We start from the raw sequence: 18,964 nt of genomic DNA on the forward strand, positions 1-18,964 counted from the left end.
CCATGACATGCCGCGCGCCACGGCCGGAACATGGCCGGCGTCATGCCAGCGTCACCTGGGCCGTATAGGCTGCGCGGCGCTCTCCCCAATCATGCAATTGCTCTGCACCTGGCCTCGCGGATTCCCATGAACGCTTCTTCCCTGATCGCCAACCCCGCACGACCGCCGCGCCGCCGGGTCCTGGCCGCACTTGGCAGCGCCATGCTGGCGCCTGCCTCCTTGCTGGCGCAGGCGCCGCCGCGCCGCCCGCTGGTGATCGGCCACCTGGTGGACCGGGGCGGCGCCCAGGCCGACCTGGCGCGCGACTACCTGGCGGGGGCCAAAGTGATGTTCGATGCGGCCAACGCCGGCGCGCGGGAGCCGCGCGTGGTGCATGTGGTGCGCGAGGTCGACGCCGATCCGCGCGCGGCCACCGCGCAGGCGCTGTCGCTGGTTGACGGGGAGCGGGCTGAATTGCTGTTCGGCCCCAGCGATGCCCTGCTGCCGGTGCTGGCCGCCTCGCCCGAGCTGGCCCGGCGCGGCGTGCAGATCGTGGCGCCGTTGTCAGGCCTGTCGCTCGCGGCGGATCACGTCTGGTACACGCGGGCCGACTACCGCAGCGAGCTGGATGCGGCCATCCGGCAGTTGCGCAGCTATGGCCTCAAGCAACTGGTGCTGGCCGTGGCGCCGGATTTTGCGGCCGGCAGCCTGGCTAGCGGCACGCCGTGGCGGCGCCAGGCCGAGCAGGAGCCGGGACTGCAGGCACTCACGCTGGATGCGGGCAAGGGCAGCGACGCCGGCGCGGTGGCGCAACGCATCGCCGCCGCGCGCCCGGCCGCGGTGATCGTGGCGGGCGATACGCTGGCCTATGGCAACCTCGGCCGCGCGCTGGCGGCGCGGGGCTGGTACGGCTTCCTGGTGGGCTTGTCGGCGGTCAATTCGCTGGCGGCACGCGAGATTCTTGGCGCCGGCTACACCGGCGGCATCGTGTTGACGCAGATCGCCCCCGGGCCGCAGGACCTGACCCTGCGCGTGGTCAAGGAGCACGTGGGCCGGATGAAGCAGTTCCTGGACGAACCCGCCTCGCCGGCCACGCTGGCCGGCTATATCGGCGCGGCCTGGCTGGTGCGCACGGCGCTGGCCGCGCCGCGCGGGGCCACCCCGGCGGACCTGCGGCGCGCGCTGCAGGCCCGCGTCGACGTGGGCGATTTCGTGCTGGATTTCACGCACGGCTCGCGCGGCTCGCAGTATGTGCAGCTTGCGGCAATGGGGGGCGGCACGGCACGGTGAGCGGTAGCGCTGGCACCGGGCCGCCCGCGGCTCAGGCGCGCGGCAACACGATGCGCACCCGCAGGCCGCCCTCCGCCCGGTTGGCCAGGCTGAGCTCGCCGCCGTGGCGCGCAACGATATCCGCGGCAATCGACAGGCCCATGCCGACCCCGCCGGTGGCACGGTTGCGCGAGGATTCGAGCCGGTAGAACGGCTCCAGCACGCGCGCCATTTCCTCCGGCGGAATGCCGGGGCCGCTGTCGCACACATCGATCACCACCCGCTCGGGGCTGTCCGCCAGTTCAATGCACGCGCTGCCGCCGTAGCGGTGCGCGTTCTCGACCAGGTTGACCACGGCCCGGCGCAGTTCGGCCGGATAGGCCAGCAGCGGCTCGGCGTCGCCAGACAAGGTGACGTCCTGGCCGACTTCCGTGGCATCGTCCACCACGGCCTGCAGCAAGGCATGCACGTCCACCCGCTGGCGCGGCGCGGCGGCGCCGTCGCGCTCGCGCAGGTAATACAGGGTGGCATCGATCAGACCATTCATCTCCGCCAGGTCCTGGCGCAGGCGATAGCGGACCTGGTTGTCGTCGACGCCTTCGATGCGCAGGCTCATGCGGGTGAGCGGGGTGCGCAGGTCGTGGGACACGGCTGCCAGGAAGCGCGATTGCTGTGCCAGCTGGGTGCGGATGCGCTGCTGCATGTGGTTGAAGGCCTGGGCTGCGGCGCGAGCCTCGGCCGGGCCGCTGTCTTCGTCCAGCGGCGGGGCATGCACGTCCTGGGCCAGCCGGCCGGCGCTGCTGGCCAGGCGCTGGACCGGCCTGGCCAGCAATCGCGCGCCCACCCAGGACGCGGCGACAATGGCGGCGAGCTGGAACAGCTGGCCCAGGCGCGGCGGCCCAAGACCGTGCGTGCGGCGCGGGCGGCGTGGCGGCACTGGGGCCCCGGCTCCGCCTTGGCCGTTGTCCGCGCGCGCCTCGGCATCCGGCGGCGGCGGGAACTCGCCCCGCCGCCCCTCTTCACCCGGGGGCGGGGGTGGCGGCATCTCGTCGCTGGGAACGAAGTTGAACCCGGTATGCCCCGGGCGCGGGAACACGCTCTCGATGACCGTGACGCCGAGCAGGTGCACGGCCAGCATGATCGCGGCCATCACCAGGAACAGCCGGATGAACATGGAGTCGTGGCGGGCTACCCAGCCCGCGCGCTCAGGCTTCGACGGCACCGGTAAAGACATAGCCCTCGCCTCGGACGGTACGGATCAGCGTCGGGTCGCGCGGATCGTCGCGCAGCTTCTGGCGCAGGCGCGAAACCAGCAGGTCGATGCTGCGATCGAAGACGTCGAGATCGCGGCCGCGCGCCTGGTTGATCAGCAGCTCGCGATCCAGCACGCGGTTCGGATGCTCGATGAACGCCAGCAGCAGCCGGAATTCCGCATTGGACAACGGCACCACGGTTTCCTCGCCATCGACCAGCTGGCGCAGCGTGGTGTTCAGGCGCCAGCTGCCGAAGCGCAGTTCATGGCCGCCCGCCGCCGCCGGGCGCTTCACGCCGCCGCCCCGGGCACGGCGCAGCACGGTGTGGATGCGCGCCACCAGCTCGCGCATCTCGAAGGGCTTGGTGACATAGTCGTCAGCGCCGACCTCCAGCCCGACCACGCGGTCGGCCAGCTCGGTGCGCGCGGTGAGCATGATCACCGGCAGGTCGCCGCGCTCGCGGATCTCGCGGCACAGCGTCAGGCCGTTTTCGCCACGCAAAGAGAGGTCGAGCACCACCAGGTCGTAGTCGCGCGTGGCCATGGCGGCGCGCATGGCGGCGCCGCCCTCGGCGCCATCCGCTTCGATGCCAAAGGTGGATAGGTACTCGGCCAGCATGGCGCGGATCTGCGGATCGTCGTCGACGATCAGCAAATGAAGGGGCGAGGCGGGAGAATGGTCCATCGGGTTTCGTCGTGCTTTGCAGCGGTTCGCCGCGTCGTTCGCGGCAGGTTTGTGCGCCGGCATGCCGGTATTGCAGCGGATTTGGGCGGATTGAGGCGGCCCGGCAAGCCGCCGCCGCCAGGGATTCACTCTACCAGCCCGGCGCGGCGGCCTGATAGGCAGGGTGTGGCCGCTTTGTACCGGGCTTGATACAAAGCGGCGCGCCCGGCGGCCCGCTTTGTACGGCATTGCTTCCGCGCGCTGACCAAGCGCTCAAGCAACGGCGGGCGGGCCTTTCTAATATGGCATGTCGTTATCCCGCCGCTTTTGTGCCTGCCAGTTCCTGACCGGCAGGCCACGGCAGCCCGGCGCCCCCGCTATGCTTGAAGCCATCGGCATCACGTCGGCAATCCCGGGCCTCTCCCCGCATGACCTCCATGGAGAATCCTTGTGACCCAGCCCCAAGCCTTGCTGCCCCGCATCCGCGCCTTGTTGTCCCTTGCCGTGCTGTGCGGCGCCTGCGCCTTGACGCTGCCGGCGCACGCGCTGCAAACCAGCCCGCAGGCAGTTGCCGGCCACGGCCGGCCGGTGGCACCCGCATCGCTGCGCGAAGCGCTGGTGCTCACGCCTGCCCAGGCCATCCTATGGCAAGCCGCCCTGGACGCGGCGCGGGAAGCGCATGCGCACGCGCTGGAACTGCAGGCTCGCTTTATCCGCGAAGGCGGCGGCCCCGGCCAGCCGCAGGGTCCCGAGTCGTCGCTGCGCGCCCGCGCGGAGCGGGAAGACCGCCTGCACGATGCGCTCGACAAGGATCGCCGCGCCGCGCGCGATCGCTGGATCGCATTTGAAGAAAGCCTGGATGCCGGCCAGCGTAAGCGCCTGCGCGACATGCCGGAGGGCCGCTTGGCGGGTTCGCCGCGGGGCGCATTCGGCCCCGGCCCCCACCCTTTCCCCGGCGCCATGGCAGGCCCCATGCCCGGCCGTGGACCTGCGCCCATGCCCTGCGCCTTCGGCGCGAATGGCCCATTCGGCGTACCCGGCGCTGCGGGGCTTCACCAACAAGGAGCGCCAGATGCCCAGTAAGCCCCTCGACCACGCAGGCCCGATAGCCGCTAACGGCGGCCGCCGCCGTTTCCTCGGCGGTGTACTGGGAGGATCACTCGGTGCCGGGTTGATCGGGCTGGCGGGCGACGCCGCCGCGCAACCTGCCGCCTGCCTGCTCACGCCGACCCTGACCGAGGGCCCGTTCTATATCGACCAGGCGCTGGTGCGCACCGATATCCGCGATGGCCGGCCGGGCCAGTTGCTGCGGCTCAGGCTACTCGTGGTGGACACCGGCCGCGGCTGCACGCCCGTGGCCGGCGCGCTGGCCAGCATCTGGCATTGCGATGCCGGCGGCAGCTACAGCGGCTACGACCAGGGCAGCATGCCGCCGCCGCCAGCGGAAGGCTCCGGCCCGGGGCAAGGACCGGGCCAGGGCCCGGACGGCGGCGGCATGCACGCCGTGCCGGCCAGTCCCGCCCGCTTCCTGCGCGGCGTGCAACCCACCGGCGCCGATGGCGCCGCGCAGTTCCTGACGATCTACCCGGGCTGGTACGCGCCGCGCGCGGTGCATATCCACTTGAAGATCCATCTCGGCAAGACCGAGGTACTGACCAGCCAGCTGTTCTTCGACGATGCGCTCAGCCGCGAGGTGCATCTCCAGCATGCCGCGTATCGCGCGCGGGGCGCTTCGCCCGTGCAAAACGCACAGGACGGCATTGCCGGCACGCGCCCCAACCTGCTGCGGGTACGCCGCCTGCGGGACGCGGCCGGCACGCTGGAAGGCGAATTCACCCTGGGCATCGCGCGCGCCTGACGGCCACGGGATCTGGCGGATTCCCTAAAAAAAACGCCCCCGGACCCAAGTGCGGAGGCGCTGAACAGGGAAGAAGTCGGGCGTGCTGCCCGGCCACGCCACTCCGAAGGGACGGAACGGCGCGGCGCCTGGTCCATACGTCGGGCCAGGCACCGGCGATGTTAGACAGACATCGGGCGAGGGTCATGTCCCGCTTGTAGGCTAATGTATCGACTTTGTACGATTGGCACCGGGATGGGGCACGAAACGCCTGCCGGCGCCGGTCACGCGGAGGTCTTGCCTGGCGTACCGGGCGTTCCGAGCAAGGCCTTGAGCCCGGCCAAGCGGTCCTTGGGGCTCATGGCGGGCGTTTCGTCCTTGATCGCGGGGGCCTCTTCGAGCTTCATCTCGCCGATAAAGCGCGACGGCTCGCAAGAGTAGGTATCGCGGGCGCGCTTGCGCTTCTTGCACCAGCTCAGGTGCAGGCTGCGCTGCGCACGCGTGATGCCTACATACATCAGGCGGCGCTCTTCCTCGATCTTCTCATCGCTCATGTCTTCGTCTTCGCGGCAGTGGGGCAGGATGCCCTCTTCCACCCCGACCAGGAACACGTGCGGGTACTCCAGCCCCTTGGAGGCGTGCAGCGTCGACAGGCGCACCGCGTCGGGATCTTCCTCGCGGCCTTCGAGCATGCTCATCAGCGCCACCGTCTGGGTCAGCTCCAGCAGGTTCTTGCCCTCGTCGCCAAAGCCATCGGCGGTGTCGAAGCCGGTAGCCTCCTCGCCCTCGCCCTCGCCCTCGCCCGTGGCCTCGGGCTTGGTGCCTTTGCGCTTGAGCCAGTCGAGGAATTCCAGCGTGTTGGTCCAGCGCGACTGGGCCTGGCGCTCGTCGAAGGTGTCGTACAGGTAGGCCTCGTAGTGGATGCCTTCCATCATGTCGTCGAGCACCTGGGTGGCGGGATCGCTGGCCGCGCGCCCGGCAAGGCGCACCATGGCCTCGCAGAACACCCGCAGCGGCTCCAGCTGGCGCGGCTGGAGCTTGCCTTCGATGCCGCCCATCATGGCCGCCTCGAACAACGACACCTTGGCCTGGCCAGCGAAGGTGCCAAGCACTTCCAGCGTGGTGTTGCCCACGCCGCGCTTGGGCGTGGTGATGGCGCGGATGAAGGCGGGATCGTCGTCCGGGTTGGCGATCAGGCGCAGGTAGGCGCAGATGTCCTTGATCTCGGCCTTGTCAAAGAAGCTCTGCCCGCCCGAGAGCACATAAGGAATGCGCTCGCGGCGCAGGATCTGCTCGAACAGCCGCGCCTGGTGGTTGCCGCGATACAGGATGGCGTAGTCGCGGAACTGCGCGCGGCGCTCGAACTTGTGGGCCGACAGGCGGAATACGACCGACTCCGCCTCGTGCTCCTCATCGTTCATCGGGTTGACGGCAATGGGGTCGCCCATGCCGTGCTCGCTCCACAGCTTCTTGTCGAACAGCTTGGGATTGTTGGAGATGACCGCGTTGGCGGCCTCCAGGATGCGCACGGTGGAGCGGTAGTTCTGCTCCAGCTTGACCACCTTCAGGTCGGGGAAATCGGTCTGCAGCAGCTTGAGGTTGTCCAGCGTGGCGCCGCGCCAGCCGTAGATGGCCTGGTCGTCGTCGCCCACCGCGGTGAAGGCCGGCGCGCGCAGGTGCGAGCCGCCAGCGAGCTGCTTGAGCAGCTGGTACTGGCAGGCGTTGGTGTCCTGGTACTCGTCCACCAGGAAGTAGCGCAGCCGGTTCTGCCAGCGCAGGCGCACCTCTTCGTTGCGCGCGAACAGCTCGGCCGGCAGGCGGATCAGGTCATCGAAGTCCACCGCCTGGTAGGCATGCAGCGTAGCCACGTAGTTGCGGTAGATCAGCGCCGCCTGGTGATCGTCGGGGTTGTCGGCCTGGGCGATGGCGGTCTCGGGATCGACCATGCCGTTCTTCCACAGCGAGATGGTGCTCTGCACGCTGCGGATCAGCTTCTTGTCGGTGGAGGCGAGCTGCTCCTGCACCATGCCGAAGCAATCGTCCGAGTCCATGATGGAAAAGCGCGGCTTCAGGCCCACGTGCTCGGCCTCGCCGCGCAGGATCTGCACGCCCAGCGAGTGGAAGGTGCTCACCGTGATCTGCTTGATGGGGATGCGCTTGCCCTCGCGCGTGGTCTTGCCTTCCATCAGCTTGGCGATCCGCTCCTGCATCTCCTTGGCGGCCTTGTTGGTGAAGGTCACCGCGGCGATGTGCTTGGGCTGGAAGCCCTTGTCCTCGATCAGGTGCGCGATTTTCTGCGTGATCACCCGGGTCTTGCCCGAGCCGGCGCCGGCGAGCACCAGGCAGGGGCCGTCGAGGTAGCGAACGGCTTCGGATTGGGCAGGGTTGAGTCCGTGGGTCATGCGAGGGCTGGTGGTGGTGCTGGGTGGCGGGATGGCCGGCAAGGCGGGCGCGGGCTTTTACGCATGGCAAAGGCAGCACATGCATTGGCGCGGCCAAGGCCGCGGGTGAAGCCTGCGGCACAGCAAAAGCCATCGGAGCCGCAGATGTTAACACGCCGGCCAGCCGGCCCGCGGCTGCGCCCGGGCTGGCGCGCGAGCGCGTTGACAAGCCCCCGAGGCTGGCTGTAGAGTCGCGCCATCCGACCGGGAGAGCGCGCAGATCTTGCGCCGCCGAAGGGGTATCACCCGAAAACTCTCAGGCACCATGGACTGGTTGGATCGGCTTGCAACATGCACACGATGCACGCCGTACTCTGGAGAGCGGCACCCGCCACTGATCGATTCCGTCGACAGCCTTGGTGAGCGTGCCCACCGAAGGGGCGCGCAAGGTTTGGGTTTCCAGCAATTGGGATCCCGCCTTGTAATCTCTCAGGTATCGAGGACAGAGGGGTCATCCGCCGCAGCGGATCTGGCAGCGCTATGGCGCGCCGAATCCTGCGGCGGATGGCCCTTTTTCGTTTTCGAACCGAGATTTGCCTTCCCCCGAGGATTCCATGACGCTCCAGGCCACGCCCCTCAACGCTATCCACCGCGCCCTCGGCGCCCGCATGGTCGACTTCGGCGGCTGGGACATGCCAGTCAACTACGGCTCCCAGATCGAGGAACACCATGCTGTGCGCAGCGATGCCGGCATGTTCGACGTCTCCCACATGTGCGTGGTCGACCTCAAGGGCGCCAATGTGCGCCCCTTCCTGCGCGGCCTTCTGGCCAACAACGTCGACAAGCTGCAAACGCCGGGCAAGGCGCTGTACTCCTGCATGCTGGATGAGAAGGGTGGCGTCATCGACGACCTGATCGTCTATTTCTTCGCCGAGGACTACTTCCGCCTGGTGGTCAACGCCGGCACCGCGAACCATGACATCGAGTGGATTTCCGCATGCAATGCCGCCACCAATAGCGGCGTGAAAATCACGCCGCGCCGCGGCGACAATGCGCCCGGCGGCGTGGCCCCGCTGGCCATCGTTGCCGTGCAAGGTCCCAACGCCCGCGCCAAGGTGTGGAGCGCTTTCCCCGCGACCCAGCCCAGCGAAGCCCTGAAGCCGTTCAACGCCGTCGTGGTGCAGGACCCCGCCCTTGGCGAAGTCATGGTGGCACGCACCGGCTATACCGGCGAAGACGGGTTCGAGCTGGTGGTGCCAGCCGAGAACGTGGCCGGCCTGTGGGAAAAGCTGATCGCCGAGGGCGTGCGCCCGGCTGGCCTGGGCGCACGCGACACGCTGCGCCTGGAGGCCGGCATGAACCTGTACGGCCAGGACATGGATATCCACACCTCGCCGCTCAACGCCGGCCTGGCCTGGACCGTGGACCTGCAAAGCGAACGCGACTTCACCGGCAAGGCGGCCCTGGTCGCCGGCGGCAAGACCCAGCAATTCGTCGGGCTGATCCTGCGCCCGGCCAACGGAAAAGCGGGCGGCGTGCTGCGCGCCCACCAGAAGGTCATCACCCCTGCTGGCGAAGGTGAAATCACCAGTGGCACCTTCAGCCCATCGCTGTCCCAATCCATCGCTTTTGCCCGCGTGCCGCTCGACGTTGCGCTCGGCGCCGAGGTGCAGGTCGAGATCCGCGACCGCAAACTCGCCGCGACTGTGGTTAAACTGCCGTTTGTGCGCAATGGCAAGGCACTCGTGAGCTGAACGCTCGCACCGGTCACAGCGCGCCCGCCGGCGGTTACCCCGTCGAACATCGACACCCCCCGGCGGGCGCTGAATAACAAATTGAATCTGGAGCAATCCCATGAATTTCCCCGCCGACCTGAAATACACCGAGTCCCATGAGTGGGTGCGCGTCGAAGCCGACGGCACGCTGACCATCGGCATCACCGACCACGCGCAGGATGCGCTGGGCGACATCGTCTTCCTGGAACTGCCGGAAGTGGGCAAGTCGGTCGGCGCCGGCGACGCGCTGGCCGTGGTGGAATCGGTCAAGGCCGCATCCGACATCTACGCTCCGGTGGCAGGCGAAGTGATCGCCATCAACGACGCCGCCGCCGCCTCTCCGGAAAGCGTCAATGCCGACGCCTTCGACGCCTGGCTGTTCAAGCTCAAGCCGGCCAACAGCGACGACGTGAACGGCCTGATGTCGGCCGACGCCTATAAGGCCAACGTCGGCGCCTGATGCCAGATCGTCATTCCCGCGCCACGGGAATGACGGATAAAGACTGCCGCGACGCGGACCGGGCCGACCACCCGCCGCACCGCTCTCACGAGATTCTTGCCATGAACGCCCCCCTGCCCATGACTGCCGCCCAAGTTGCCCGGCCCACGCTGGCCGAACTGGAGGCGCGCGACGCCTTCGCCTCCCGCCATATCGGCCCCGACGCCGCCGAACAACAGCACATGCTCAAGGTGCTGGGCTATGACAACCGCGCCGCGCTGATTGACGCCGTCATCCCCGCCGCCATCCGCCGCCGCGACGGCATGCCGCTGGGCGAGTTCACCGCACCGCTGACCGAAGAAGCCGCGCTGGCCAAGCTGCGTGGGCTGGCCAGCAAGAACCGCGTGCTCAAGAGCTTTATCGGCCAGGGCTACTACAACACGCTGACCCCGGGCGTGGTGCTGCGCAATATCTTCGAGAACCCGGCCTGGTACACCGCCTACACGCCCTACCAGCCCGAGATCTCCCAGGGCCGCCTGGAAGCCATGCTGAACTTCCAGCAGATGGTGACCGACCTGACCGGCCTGGACATCGCCAATGCGTCGATGCTGGATGAAGGCACGGCGGCTGCCGAAGCCATGACGCTGCTGCAGCGCGTCAACAAACACGCCTCCACCACCTTCTATGTCGCGGATGACGTGCTGCCGCAAACGCTGGAAGTGGTACGCACCCGCGCGCTGCCGCTGGGCATCGAAGTCAAGGTCGGCCCCGCTGCCGAAGCGGCCGGTGCCCATGCCTTCGGCGTGCTGCTGCAGTACCCCGGCGTGAACGGCGATGTGGCCGACTACCGCGCCATCGCCGACGCGGTGCACGCCGCTGGTGGCCTGGTGGTGGCTGCCGCCGACCTGCTGGCGCTGACCCTGATCGCCGCGCCCGGCGAGTGGGGCGCCGACGTGGCAGTGGGCAACTCGCAACGCTTTGGCGTGCCGCTCGGCTTCGGCGGCCCGCACGCCGGTTACATGGCGGTCAAGGATGCCTTCAAGCGCTCCATGCCCGGCCGCCTGGTGGGCGTGACCATCGACGCGCAAGGCAACAAGGCATACCGCCTGGCCCTGCAAACGCGCGAGCAGCATATCCGCCGCGAGAAAGCGACGTCGAACATCTGCACGGCACAGGTGTTGCTGGCTGTGATGGCCTCGATGTACGCCGTGTACCACGGCCCGCAAGGCCTCAAGCGCATCGCCCAGCGCGTGCACCGCCTGACGGCCACGCTGGCCGGCGGCCTGGAACAACTGGGCTACGCGCGCACCAACGCCACCTTCTTCGATACGCTGACGCTGGAAACCGGCTTCAACACCGAGGCCCTCCACGCCTCGGCCACCGCGCGCGGCATCAACCTGCGCCACGCCGGCGCCACCCGCATCGGCATCTCGCTGGACGAGACCACCTCGCGCGAGGACGTCGTCGCCCTGCTGGAAATCTTCGCCCACGGCAAGCCGGTGCCCAGCTTCGATGCACTCGAAGCCGCCGCGCAAGACGCGTTCCCGGCCGGCCTGGCGCGCCAGAGCGCCTACCTGACGCACCCGGTGTTCAACACGCACCACGCCGAGCACGAAATGCTGCGCTACCTGCGCATGCTGGCCGACAAGGACCTGGCGCTGGACCGCACCATGATCCCGCTGGGCTCGTGCACCATGAAGCTCAACGCCACCAGCGAAATGATCCCGGTGACGTGGCCCGAATTCAGCAAGATCCACCCGTTCGCGCCGCTGGACCAGACGGTCGGCTACCGCGAGATGATCGACCAGCTCGAAGCCATGCTGTGCGCCGCCACCGGCTACGCCGCGGTGAGCCTGCAGCCCAATGCCGGCTCGCAAGGCGAATACGCCGGCCTGCTGATCATCCATGCGTACCACGCCAGCCGTGGCGAAAGCCACCGCGACATCTGCCTGATCCCCTCCTCCGCGCACGGCACCAACCCGGCGTCGGCACAGATGGCCGGCATGAAGGTGGTGGTGGTGGCCTGTGACGAGAACGGCAACGTCGACCTGGAAGACCTGGCGAAGAAGGCCGAGCAGCACAGCAAGAACCTCGCCGCGATCATGATCACCTACCCGTCCACGCACGGCGTATTCGAGCAGGGCGTGCAGCAGATCTGCGACATCGTGCACAAGCATGGTGGCCAGGTCTACGTGGACGGCGCCAACATGAACGCCATGGTCGGCACCGCCGCGCCGGGCCAGTTCGGTGGCGACGTGTCCCACCTGAACCTGCACAAGACCTTCTGCATCCCCCACGGCGGTGGCGGCCCGGGCGTTGGCCCGGTGGCGGTCGGCGCGCATCTGGCTGACTTCCTGCCCAACCAGGACAGCGTGGGCTATCGCCGCGACGACCATGGCATCGGCGGCGTGTCCGCCGCGCCGTTCGGCTCGGCCAGCATCCTGCCGATCTCGTGGATGTACATCGCCATGATGGGCTCGGCCGGCCTGACCGCCGCCACCGAGAACGCCATCCTGGCCGCCAACTACGTGGCGCGCCGCCTGTCGCCGCACTTCCCCGTGCTCTACACCGGCCAGCACGGCCTGGTGGCGCACGAGTGCATCCTGGACGTGCGCGCGCTGCAAAAGACCACCGGCATCTCCAACGAGGACGTGGCCAAGCGCCTGATGGACTACGGCTTCCACGCCCCCACCATGAGCTTCCCGGTACCGGGCACGCTGATGATCGAGCCGACCGAGAGCGAGGCCCTGCACGAGCTGGACCGCTTTATCGACGCGATGATCGCCATCCGCGCCGAGATCGCCCGCGTGGAAGACGGCACCTTCGACCGCGAGGACAACCCGCTGAAGAATGCGCCGCACACCGCCGCGGTGATCACCGCCGACGTGTGGGAACACAAGTACACGCGCCAGGAAGCCGCCTACCCGGTGGCCGCGCTGCGCACGCAGAAGTACTGGCCGCCCGTTGGCCGTGCGGACAACGTGTACGGCGACCGCAACCTGTTCTGCGCCTGCGTGCCGATGAGCGAGTACGCACAAGAGTAAGCTGGCATGAGGCCGGGGCCACCGCGCGTTGCGGCGGCCCCGGCGCATCGCCCTCGCGCTATGCTCTGTGTGGATGCGCGGCCACCCGGCCGTGCCCGGAATACGGAGCACGCATGTGGAATCTCAGCGCCCCATGGTGGGAATTCGTCCTGCGCGGACTGATCGTCTACGGCAGCCTGCTGGTGCTGCTGCGGCTGTCCGGCAAGCGCCAGATCGGGCAGCTCACCTCGCTCGACCTGGTGCTGCTGCTGGTGCTGTCCAACGCCGTGCAGAACTCCATGAACGCCGGGGACAACTCCGTCACGGCCGGGTTGATCCTGGCGGTGACGCTGGTCGGCGCCAACCTTGTACTGGCATGGCTGAGCTGGCGCAGCCGGCGCTTCGAGAACGTCGTCGAGGGGCGCCCGCAGGTATTGATCCACGACGGCATGGTCTTCGGTGACGTGATGAAGCGCGCTTTCGTGACCCGCGACGACCTGCGCAAGGCACTGCGCCATGCGGGGTGCGAGCGCGTTGCCGATGTGCATTTCGCGATCCTCGAGAACGACGGCACCATCAGCGTGCTGGTAAAGAAAGACGCGCCACCCGCGCCGCCCAATGCGGCGGGTTCGCTGTGGCGCGCCCCCATCAATCAGGACACGGACGCGCCGGTCTGATCCCGGCGCGAGCCAACCCCAGGAGCCTACCGTGGCTGTCAGCGTCTTCGACCTGTTCAAGGTGGGCATCGGCCCATCAAGCTCGCACACCGTTGGTCCGATGCGCGCCGCGCTGATGTTCGCCCAGGGCCTGGCGCGCGACGGCCTGTTGCCGCAGGTGGCCAGCGTGCGCGTGGAGCTGTATGGCTCGCTCGGCGCCACCGGCCGCGGCCACGGCACCGACAAGGGCGTGATCCTCGGCTTGCTGGGCGAAGCGCCCGACACCATCGACCCCGACACCATCGACTTGCGACTGGCCGCGCTGCGCGCCAGCCGCACGCTCTCTCTGCTGGGCACGCATCCCGTGCCCTTCGTGGAGAAGGAGCACATCGTCTTCTACCGCCGCGAGGCCATGGCCGAGCATCCCAACGGCATGAAATTCCACGCCTTCAACGCTGGTGGCGAGCGCATCCGCGAAGGGCGCTACCTGTCGGTGGGCGGCGGCTTCATCATCACCGCCGGTGCGGCCAATACGCATATCCTGGAGGCTGACCAGCAGTTGCCGCATCCGTTTCGCAGCGGGCGCGCGATGCTGGAGATGGCAGCCGCCAGCAAGAAGAGCATTGCGCGGCTGATGATGGAAAACGAATGCGTGTGGCGCAGCGAGGCCGAGGTCAACGCCGGCCTGCTGCAGATCTGGGCCGTGATGCAAGCCTGCGTGGCACGCGGCTGCCGCACCGACGGCGAGCTGCCCGGGCCGTTCAAGGTCAAGCGCCGCGCCCACGACCTGTTCCGCAACCTCACCGAGCACGCCGAGCGCGCGCTGGCCGATCCGCTTTCGGTGATCGACTGGGTCAACCTGTATGCGATCGCCGTCAACGAGGAAAACGCGGCCGGCGGCCGCGTGGTCACCGCGCCCACCAACGGCGCCGCCGGCATCATCCCGGCCGTGCTGCATTACTACGACCGCTTCGTGCCCGGCGCCAACCCGCAGGGCGTGATCGACTTCCTGCTGACAGCCGGCGCCATCGGCATGCTCTACAAGCTCAATGCCTCGATCTCCGGCGCCGAAGTCGGCTGCCAGGGCGAGGTCGGCGTGGCCTGCTCGATGGCCGCCGGCGCCCTGGCCGCCGTGATGGGCGGCACGCCGGAGCAGGTGGAGAACGCGGCCGAGATCGGCATGGAGCACAACCTCGGGCTGACCTGCGACCCGGTCGGCGGGCTGGTGCAGATTCCCTGCATCGAGCGCAACGCCATGGCCTCGGTGAAGGCCGTGAACGCCGCGCGCATGGCATTGCGCGGCGACGGCATGCACTATGTGTCGCTCGACTCCGTGATCAAGACCATGCGCGAGACCGGCGCCGACATGAAGACCAAGTACAAGGAAACGGCGCGTGGCGGCTTGGCGGTGAATATCGTGGAGTGCTGAGGCCGGCCCGCCAGCGCAAGCGAATGCGCGCTTTCTGCTACGCTTGCCGGGCATTCATCCCAATCCAATCCGATCCAACTGGAGTCCGGCATGGTCAAGATCAGCTTTCTCTATCCACACAGCAAGGGCGGCAAGTTCGACATGGATTACTACCTGCAGCGCCACATGCCGCGCGCCGTCGCGCTGTTTGGCGCGCACCCAGGCTATCGCGGCGTGGCGGTGGAACGCGGTCTGGGCGCTGGCGCGCCGGGTTCCGATCCGGCCTTCACGGTGATGTGCCATTTCCTGTTCGAGTCCGTGCCTGACTTCGTGGCCGCCGCCAAGGCAGCCGGCAACGAGCTGCAGCTCGATATCCCCAACTACACCGATGCGGTTCCCGTGATGCAGATCAGCGAAGTGCTGACGATCGGCTGATAGCGCCCGCTGGCGGCGCTATCATGTAGCGTTTCCCCACAAGCGGGCATGGCCATGCAGACCTTCCATCAGCTGTTTGACGAAACCTCGTCCACCTACACCTATTTGCTGATCGATGCCGCCACGCGCCAGGCGCTGCTGATCGATCCGGTGGACCACCAGCTGGAACGCGACATGGCGCTGCTGCAGGCCTGCGGCGCCACGCTGGCGTGGGTGGTCGAGACCCATGCCCATGCGGACCACATCACCTCGGCCGGCCATGTTGCACTGCAAACCGGCGCACGTACCGCAGCCCCCTCGGGCTGCGACATCCAACCCGCGCAAAAGCAGCTGATCGACGCAGACACGCTGCAGTTCGGCACGCAGACGCTGCGCGCCATCCATACGCCGGGGCACACCGCCGGCAGCATGAGCTACCTGTGGGAAGAGCCCACGCCCGCCGGCCCGGTGCGCCGCGTCTTCACCGGCGACGCGCTGCTGATCGACGGTTGCGGCCGCACCGACTTCCAGTCCGGCGACGCCGGCACGCTGTACGACAGCCTCACGCAGAAACTCTTCGCCCTGCCCGACGACACCGTGGTCTACCCCGCCCACGACTACAAGGGCCGCACCGCATCCACCATCGGCTTCGAACGCGTCAACAACAGCCGCGTGGCCGGGCGCACGCGTACCCAGTTCATCGAGATGATGGGGCAGCTGAACCTGCCCAAGCCGAAGCTGATCGATGTGGCGGTCCCCGCCAACCAGCGGCTCGGGCTGCGGGATGGAGAAAGCGTGCCGCACGGGGCGTGACGCACGCGTGCGAGAAGCGACAGGCAATCGGTAACTGGTCACCCCGGTATCCGGTATCCAGCCTTCGCAGGCAATTTAATGAAGAGAGAGAGAGAGAGAAGACATGGCCCACTACACCGCAGAGATCCTCTGGCAACGTGGCGAGCAGGATTTCCTCGGCAATCGCTATAGCCGCAAGCACATGCTGCGCTTCGACGGCGGCGTGGAAGTACCCGGATCCTCATCGCCCCATGTCGTGCCCCTGCCCATGTCGGACGCCGCAGCCGTGGATCCCGAAGAAGCCTTCGTTGCATCGCTCTCCAGTTGCCACATGCTGTGGTTCCTTTCCATCGCCGCCAAGCACAAGTTCTGCGTGGACCGCTACTTCGATGCCGCTGTCGGCACCATGGCGAAGAACGCGGAAGGCCGGATGGCCATGACGGTGGTCACGCTCAGGCCGGAGGTCACCTTCTGCGGCGAGCGCCAGCCGACCCGGGAGGAATTGGCGCACCTGCATCACACGGCACACGAGGCCTGCTTCATTGCCAACTCGGTGAAGTCGGAGCTGCGCTGCGAGCCGGTGTACGTGGGCGCGCAGGCGTAGTCAGCCAGCCCAGCTGTCGCAGGTCTGCCGCACCGTTTCGCGCAGGCTGCGCGTGGTGCTTTCGATCTGGCGCACGCGCTCCGCGTCGCCGTTGCGGCTTTGCGCCAGCGCACGGATGTTGGCCAGCGCATCAAGCGAGCCCAGCGCTTCGGCATGCGGCACCAGTGCGTCGCAGATCGAGATGATGTGGTCGGCGATCGGCATCCGGGTCAACTCGTTGGGGTGCACGTACTCGCCTTCCAGCCCGAAACGGCAAGCCTGGAAGCGATTGAAGGTGTAGACCAGGTAATCGTCTTCCTGCGGCATGAAGGGGCGCGACAGCAGCAGGTAGCGCGCGAGCGCCTGGATGTAAGCGGCGATATCGCAGGCGCGCCCGACGGTCAGCGGCGTGTCCATCACGCGGACTTCGATGGTGCCGAACTCCGGCTTGGGACGGATATCCCAGTAGAAGTCCTTCATGCTCTCGATCACGCCCGTGTTGCGCATCTTGTTGAAATACGCGGTGAAGGCGTCCCAGGTGAGCAGATGCGGCGCGCGCCCGCTCATGGGGAAGGCGGCGACGGAATTCAGCCGTGCCGAGGCGAAGCCGGTGTCCACCCCTTGCACATAGGGAGAGGAGGCGGCCAGCGCGATGAAATGCGGTACGTAGCGGCCGATGGCGTGGAGCAGGAACAGCGATTCGTCGGCGCTCGGGCAGCCGATGTGCACGTGCTGGCCGAACACCGTGAACTGCTTGGCCAAATAGCCATAGAGCTCGGAAATGTACTGGTAGCGCGGCGAATCGGAGATGGTGCGGTCGGCCCATTGCTGGAACGGGTGCGTGCCACCGCCGCAGATGCCGAGGTTGAGCGAGCGCGAGGCGTCGACCATCAGGTCGCGCATGGTGCCCAGCTCGTCCAGCGCCTGTGCATGACTTTTGCAGATGCCGGTGCTGATCTCGATCATCGAGGGGCTGATCTCGGGCTTGATATCGCCGGCGTGTTGCGCGCCTTTCAGCGCACGCAGCAAATCCGGCGCGAACGGCGCCAGGTCGTAGTCATGCCGGTTGACGAGCTGCAGTTCCAGTTCCACGCCAAACGTCAGCGCCTCGGAATGCTTGAACGGTTCGAGTGACATCAGCGCCCTCCTCCATTGCTTCTGACCTCGCCCGCATAGCGAAGTGCCCAACCCGCCAGCGTAGGCCCAAGCAACTGCTCGACCGCCAGCGTGCACAGGATGATGGCTGCCAGTGGCTCACCCGTGGCGGGATACAGCAGCGCGATATCGCTCATCAGCAAGTACGCGAGGCCCGACATGGGTGCCAGCGCAAGCCCGAGGGCCACGCACTGCTTCATGCTCAGGCCCGAGAACGAACCCAGCGAGACAACACCCACCAGCTTGGCAATATGACGCAGCAGTACCAGCACACAGGCAGCGCCGCCGCCGATGGCCCAGTCGTGCGCCGTCAGCGGCAGGCCGAGCGAGACCACCATCACGATGATCAGCAAGCTGCCCGCACTGCCGAAGTGCGCCGGCCATACGCGCGGCTGGCTGTCCTGGTGCTTGAACACCACACCGGCGAGCAACAGCGTAAGCGGCATCGACAGCTTGAGCAAGCGCGTGAGCGCCAGCGTGAACAGCACCAGCCCCACCAGCACCAGGAAGCTGTAGTGATCGTCCGTTTCCATGCGCGCATAGATCGCGTGGCCGAGCTTGCCAACACCCCAGGCCAGCAGGCAGGAACCCACCAGCAGGTAGAGCGGATGCAGCAGCGCCGCACCCAGGTTGCCGTATTCGGAATGCAGCCAGCCGGTGGCGACCTGGACGATGGCGGCCGCGTAGATGCTGTTCAGCGCGGCCATGGCGAGCAGCCGCTCGGTCACCTGCCCTTCGGCGCGCAGCTCGTTCTTGAGCTGCAGCACGATGGTGGGCGAGGTGCTCACGGCAATGCCGCCGGCCAGGATGGCAACCGCCGGGCTCACGCCGATCCATTGCAGCACGGCGGCAACCAGGCCCCAGGTCAGCAGGCTTTCAAAGGCGCTGGTGAAGAGCAGCCAGCGATTGGCCCGCAGCCAGGTGAGCGAGAGCCGGTGCCCGAGCTCGAACAGGGCGAGCGCCAGCGCCATGTCGATCAGGATGCGGGTCTGCGCGATCATGTCCTCGTCCACGATGCCGCGGCCGAGCATGCCAGCCGCGAGGCCCGTGGCCGCGTAACCGACGATGCGGGGCAGCCGCAGGTATATGCGGCATACCTCGCCCGCCAGGCCGGCGCCCACCAGCGCCAGCCCGACCCAGAAAAGCCCGCCCGGTGCCAGGGGCAGGCTTGGAAACAATTGGCTCAGTCCATTCATGGGCTATATGGTAACGGAGCCACATGACATTCCATGTCGGAGTTTGTCCGACAGAGGCACGGAATTTGCTGTCAACATGACGCGTTCACACGTAAAAAAACGCCATCTTACAGGGATGGCGTTTTTTTATCGTGGCTGGGC

The 18,964-nt window shown here is 67.6% G+C and carries 16 protein-coding genes and 2 riboswitches; of the genes, 11 read left to right on the plus strand and 5 right to left on the minus strand.

What is annotated here, in order from left to right; genetic code table 11:
• Positions 1-126: 126 nt before the first annotated feature.
• On the plus strand, positions 127-1,269 hold the full coding sequence (locus AC07XB_RS17125; protein ID WP_492828660.1) for an ABC transporter substrate-binding protein: 1,143 nt from the start codon (positions 127-129) through the stop codon (positions 1,267-1,269).
• A 31-nt stretch (positions 1,270-1,300) separates the two neighbouring features.
• Here the strand turns inward: AC07XB_RS17125 and AC07XB_RS17130 are convergent, their stop codons facing one another.
• Together AC07XB_RS17130 and AC07XB_RS17135 are read right to left on the minus strand one after the other, a co-directional pair.
• Positions 1,301-2,482 carry an ATP-binding protein gene (locus AC07XB_RS17130; protein ID WP_492373519.1) on the minus strand — a complete coding sequence of 394 codons (1,182 nt, stop codon included), beginning with the start codon at positions 2,480-2,482 and terminating at the stop codon, positions 1,301-1,303.
• On the minus strand, positions 2,454-3,185 hold the full coding sequence (locus AC07XB_RS17135) for a response regulator (protein ID WP_492373520.1): 732 nt from the start codon (positions 3,183-3,185) through the stop codon (positions 2,454-2,456). The genes AC07XB_RS17130 and AC07XB_RS17135 overlap by 29 nt, the downstream gene beginning before the upstream one ends.
• 429 nt (positions 3,186-3,614) lie before the next feature.
• Here AC07XB_RS17135 and AC07XB_RS17140 point away from each other — a divergent pair, with 429 nt between their 5' ends.
• Both AC07XB_RS17140 and AC07XB_RS17145 read left to right on the plus strand, forming a co-directional pair.
• The gene (locus AC07XB_RS17140) at positions 3,615-4,247 is read left to right on the plus strand and encodes a hypothetical protein (RefSeq protein ID WP_492828658.1); all 633 of its coding nucleotides are present in this window, start codon (positions 3,615-3,617) and stop codon (positions 4,245-4,247) included.
• A complete protein-coding gene (locus AC07XB_RS17145) occupies positions 4,237-5,022 on the plus strand; it encodes a dioxygenase family protein (RefSeq protein WP_492373522.1) in 786 nt (261 codons plus the stop codon). Before AC07XB_RS17140 ends, AC07XB_RS17145 begins: the two co-directional genes overlap by 11 nt.
• A gap of 263 nt (positions 5,023-5,285) precedes the next feature.
• On the opposite strand, the gene AC07XB_RS17150 is transcribed toward AC07XB_RS17145, so the two are convergent.
• Positions 5,286-7,403, minus strand: coding sequence for a UvrD-helicase domain-containing protein (locus AC07XB_RS17150; RefSeq protein ID WP_492828656.1), 2,118 nt, complete (start codon positions 7,401-7,403; stop codon positions 5,286-5,288).
• 234 nt (positions 7,404-7,637) lie between these two features.
• A riboswitch (glycine riboswitch) is annotated at positions 7,638-7,725 on the plus strand.
• A 21-nt stretch (positions 7,726-7,746) separates the two neighbouring features.
• Positions 7,747-7,898, plus strand: a riboswitch (glycine riboswitch).
• A 98-nt stretch (positions 7,899-7,996) separates the two neighbouring features.
• Between AC07XB_RS17150 and gcvT the strand changes: the two genes are divergently transcribed.
• From gcvT to AC07XB_RS17190, 8 genes are all read left to right on the plus strand, one after another.
• Positions 7,997-9,136: a glycine cleavage system aminomethyltransferase GcvT gene (gene gcvT / locus AC07XB_RS17155; protein ID WP_492828654.1), complete on the plus strand. Its 1,140-nt coding sequence runs from the start codon at positions 7,997-7,999 to the stop codon at positions 9,134-9,136.
• Between the two features lie 100 nt (positions 9,137-9,236).
• On the plus strand, positions 9,237-9,617 hold the full coding sequence (gene gcvH, locus AC07XB_RS17160; RefSeq protein WP_150987481.1) for a glycine cleavage system protein GcvH: 381 nt from the start codon (positions 9,237-9,239) through the stop codon (positions 9,615-9,617).
• A 101-nt stretch (positions 9,618-9,718) separates the two neighbouring features.
• Positions 9,719-12,640, plus strand: coding sequence for an aminomethyl-transferring glycine dehydrogenase (gcvP, locus tag AC07XB_RS17165; RefSeq protein ID WP_492373525.1), 2,922 nt, complete (start codon positions 9,719-9,721; stop codon positions 12,638-12,640).
• A gap of 113 nt (positions 12,641-12,753) precedes the next feature.
• Positions 12,754-13,296, plus strand: a complete 543-nt coding sequence (locus AC07XB_RS17170; protein WP_492373526.1) for a DUF421 domain-containing protein — start codon at positions 12,754-12,756, stop codon at positions 13,294-13,296.
• 31 nt (positions 13,297-13,327) lie between these two features.
• A complete protein-coding gene (locus tag AC07XB_RS17175) occupies positions 13,328-14,704 on the plus strand; it encodes an L-serine ammonia-lyase (RefSeq protein ID WP_174426848.1) in 1,377 nt (458 codons plus the stop codon).
• A 90-nt stretch (positions 14,705-14,794) separates the two neighbouring features.
• On the plus strand, positions 14,795-15,118 hold the full coding sequence (locus AC07XB_RS17180; RefSeq protein ID WP_492373527.1) for an EthD family reductase: 324 nt from the start codon (positions 14,795-14,797) through the stop codon (positions 15,116-15,118).
• 54 nt (positions 15,119-15,172) lie between these two features.
• Entirely contained in the window at positions 15,173-15,910 is a 738-nt protein-coding gene (locus AC07XB_RS17185) for an MBL fold metallo-hydrolase (protein WP_492828651.1), read from the plus strand.
• Between the two features lie 103 nt (positions 15,911-16,013).
• Positions 16,014-16,493, plus strand: coding sequence for an OsmC family protein (locus tag AC07XB_RS17190; protein ID WP_492373528.1), 480 nt, complete (start codon positions 16,014-16,016; stop codon positions 16,491-16,493).
• Here AC07XB_RS17190 and AC07XB_RS17195 read toward each other — a convergent pair whose 3' ends face one another.
• On the minus strand, positions 16,494-17,609 hold the full coding sequence (locus tag AC07XB_RS17195; RefSeq protein WP_492373529.1) for a YbdK family carboxylate-amine ligase: 1,116 nt from the start codon (positions 17,607-17,609) through the stop codon (positions 16,494-16,496). It lies immediately after the preceding gene.
• Positions 17,609-18,823 (minus strand): cation:proton antiporter, encoded by a 1,215-nt coding sequence (locus AC07XB_RS17200; RefSeq protein ID WP_492373530.1) that lies wholly within the window; start codon positions 18,821-18,823, stop codon positions 17,609-17,611. Before AC07XB_RS17200 ends, AC07XB_RS17195 begins: the two co-directional genes overlap by 1 nt.
• Positions 18,824-18,964 lie beyond the last annotated feature (141 nt).

The sequence above is a fragment of the Cupriavidus sp. GW821-FHT02F09 genome (genome assembly GCF_059421605.1).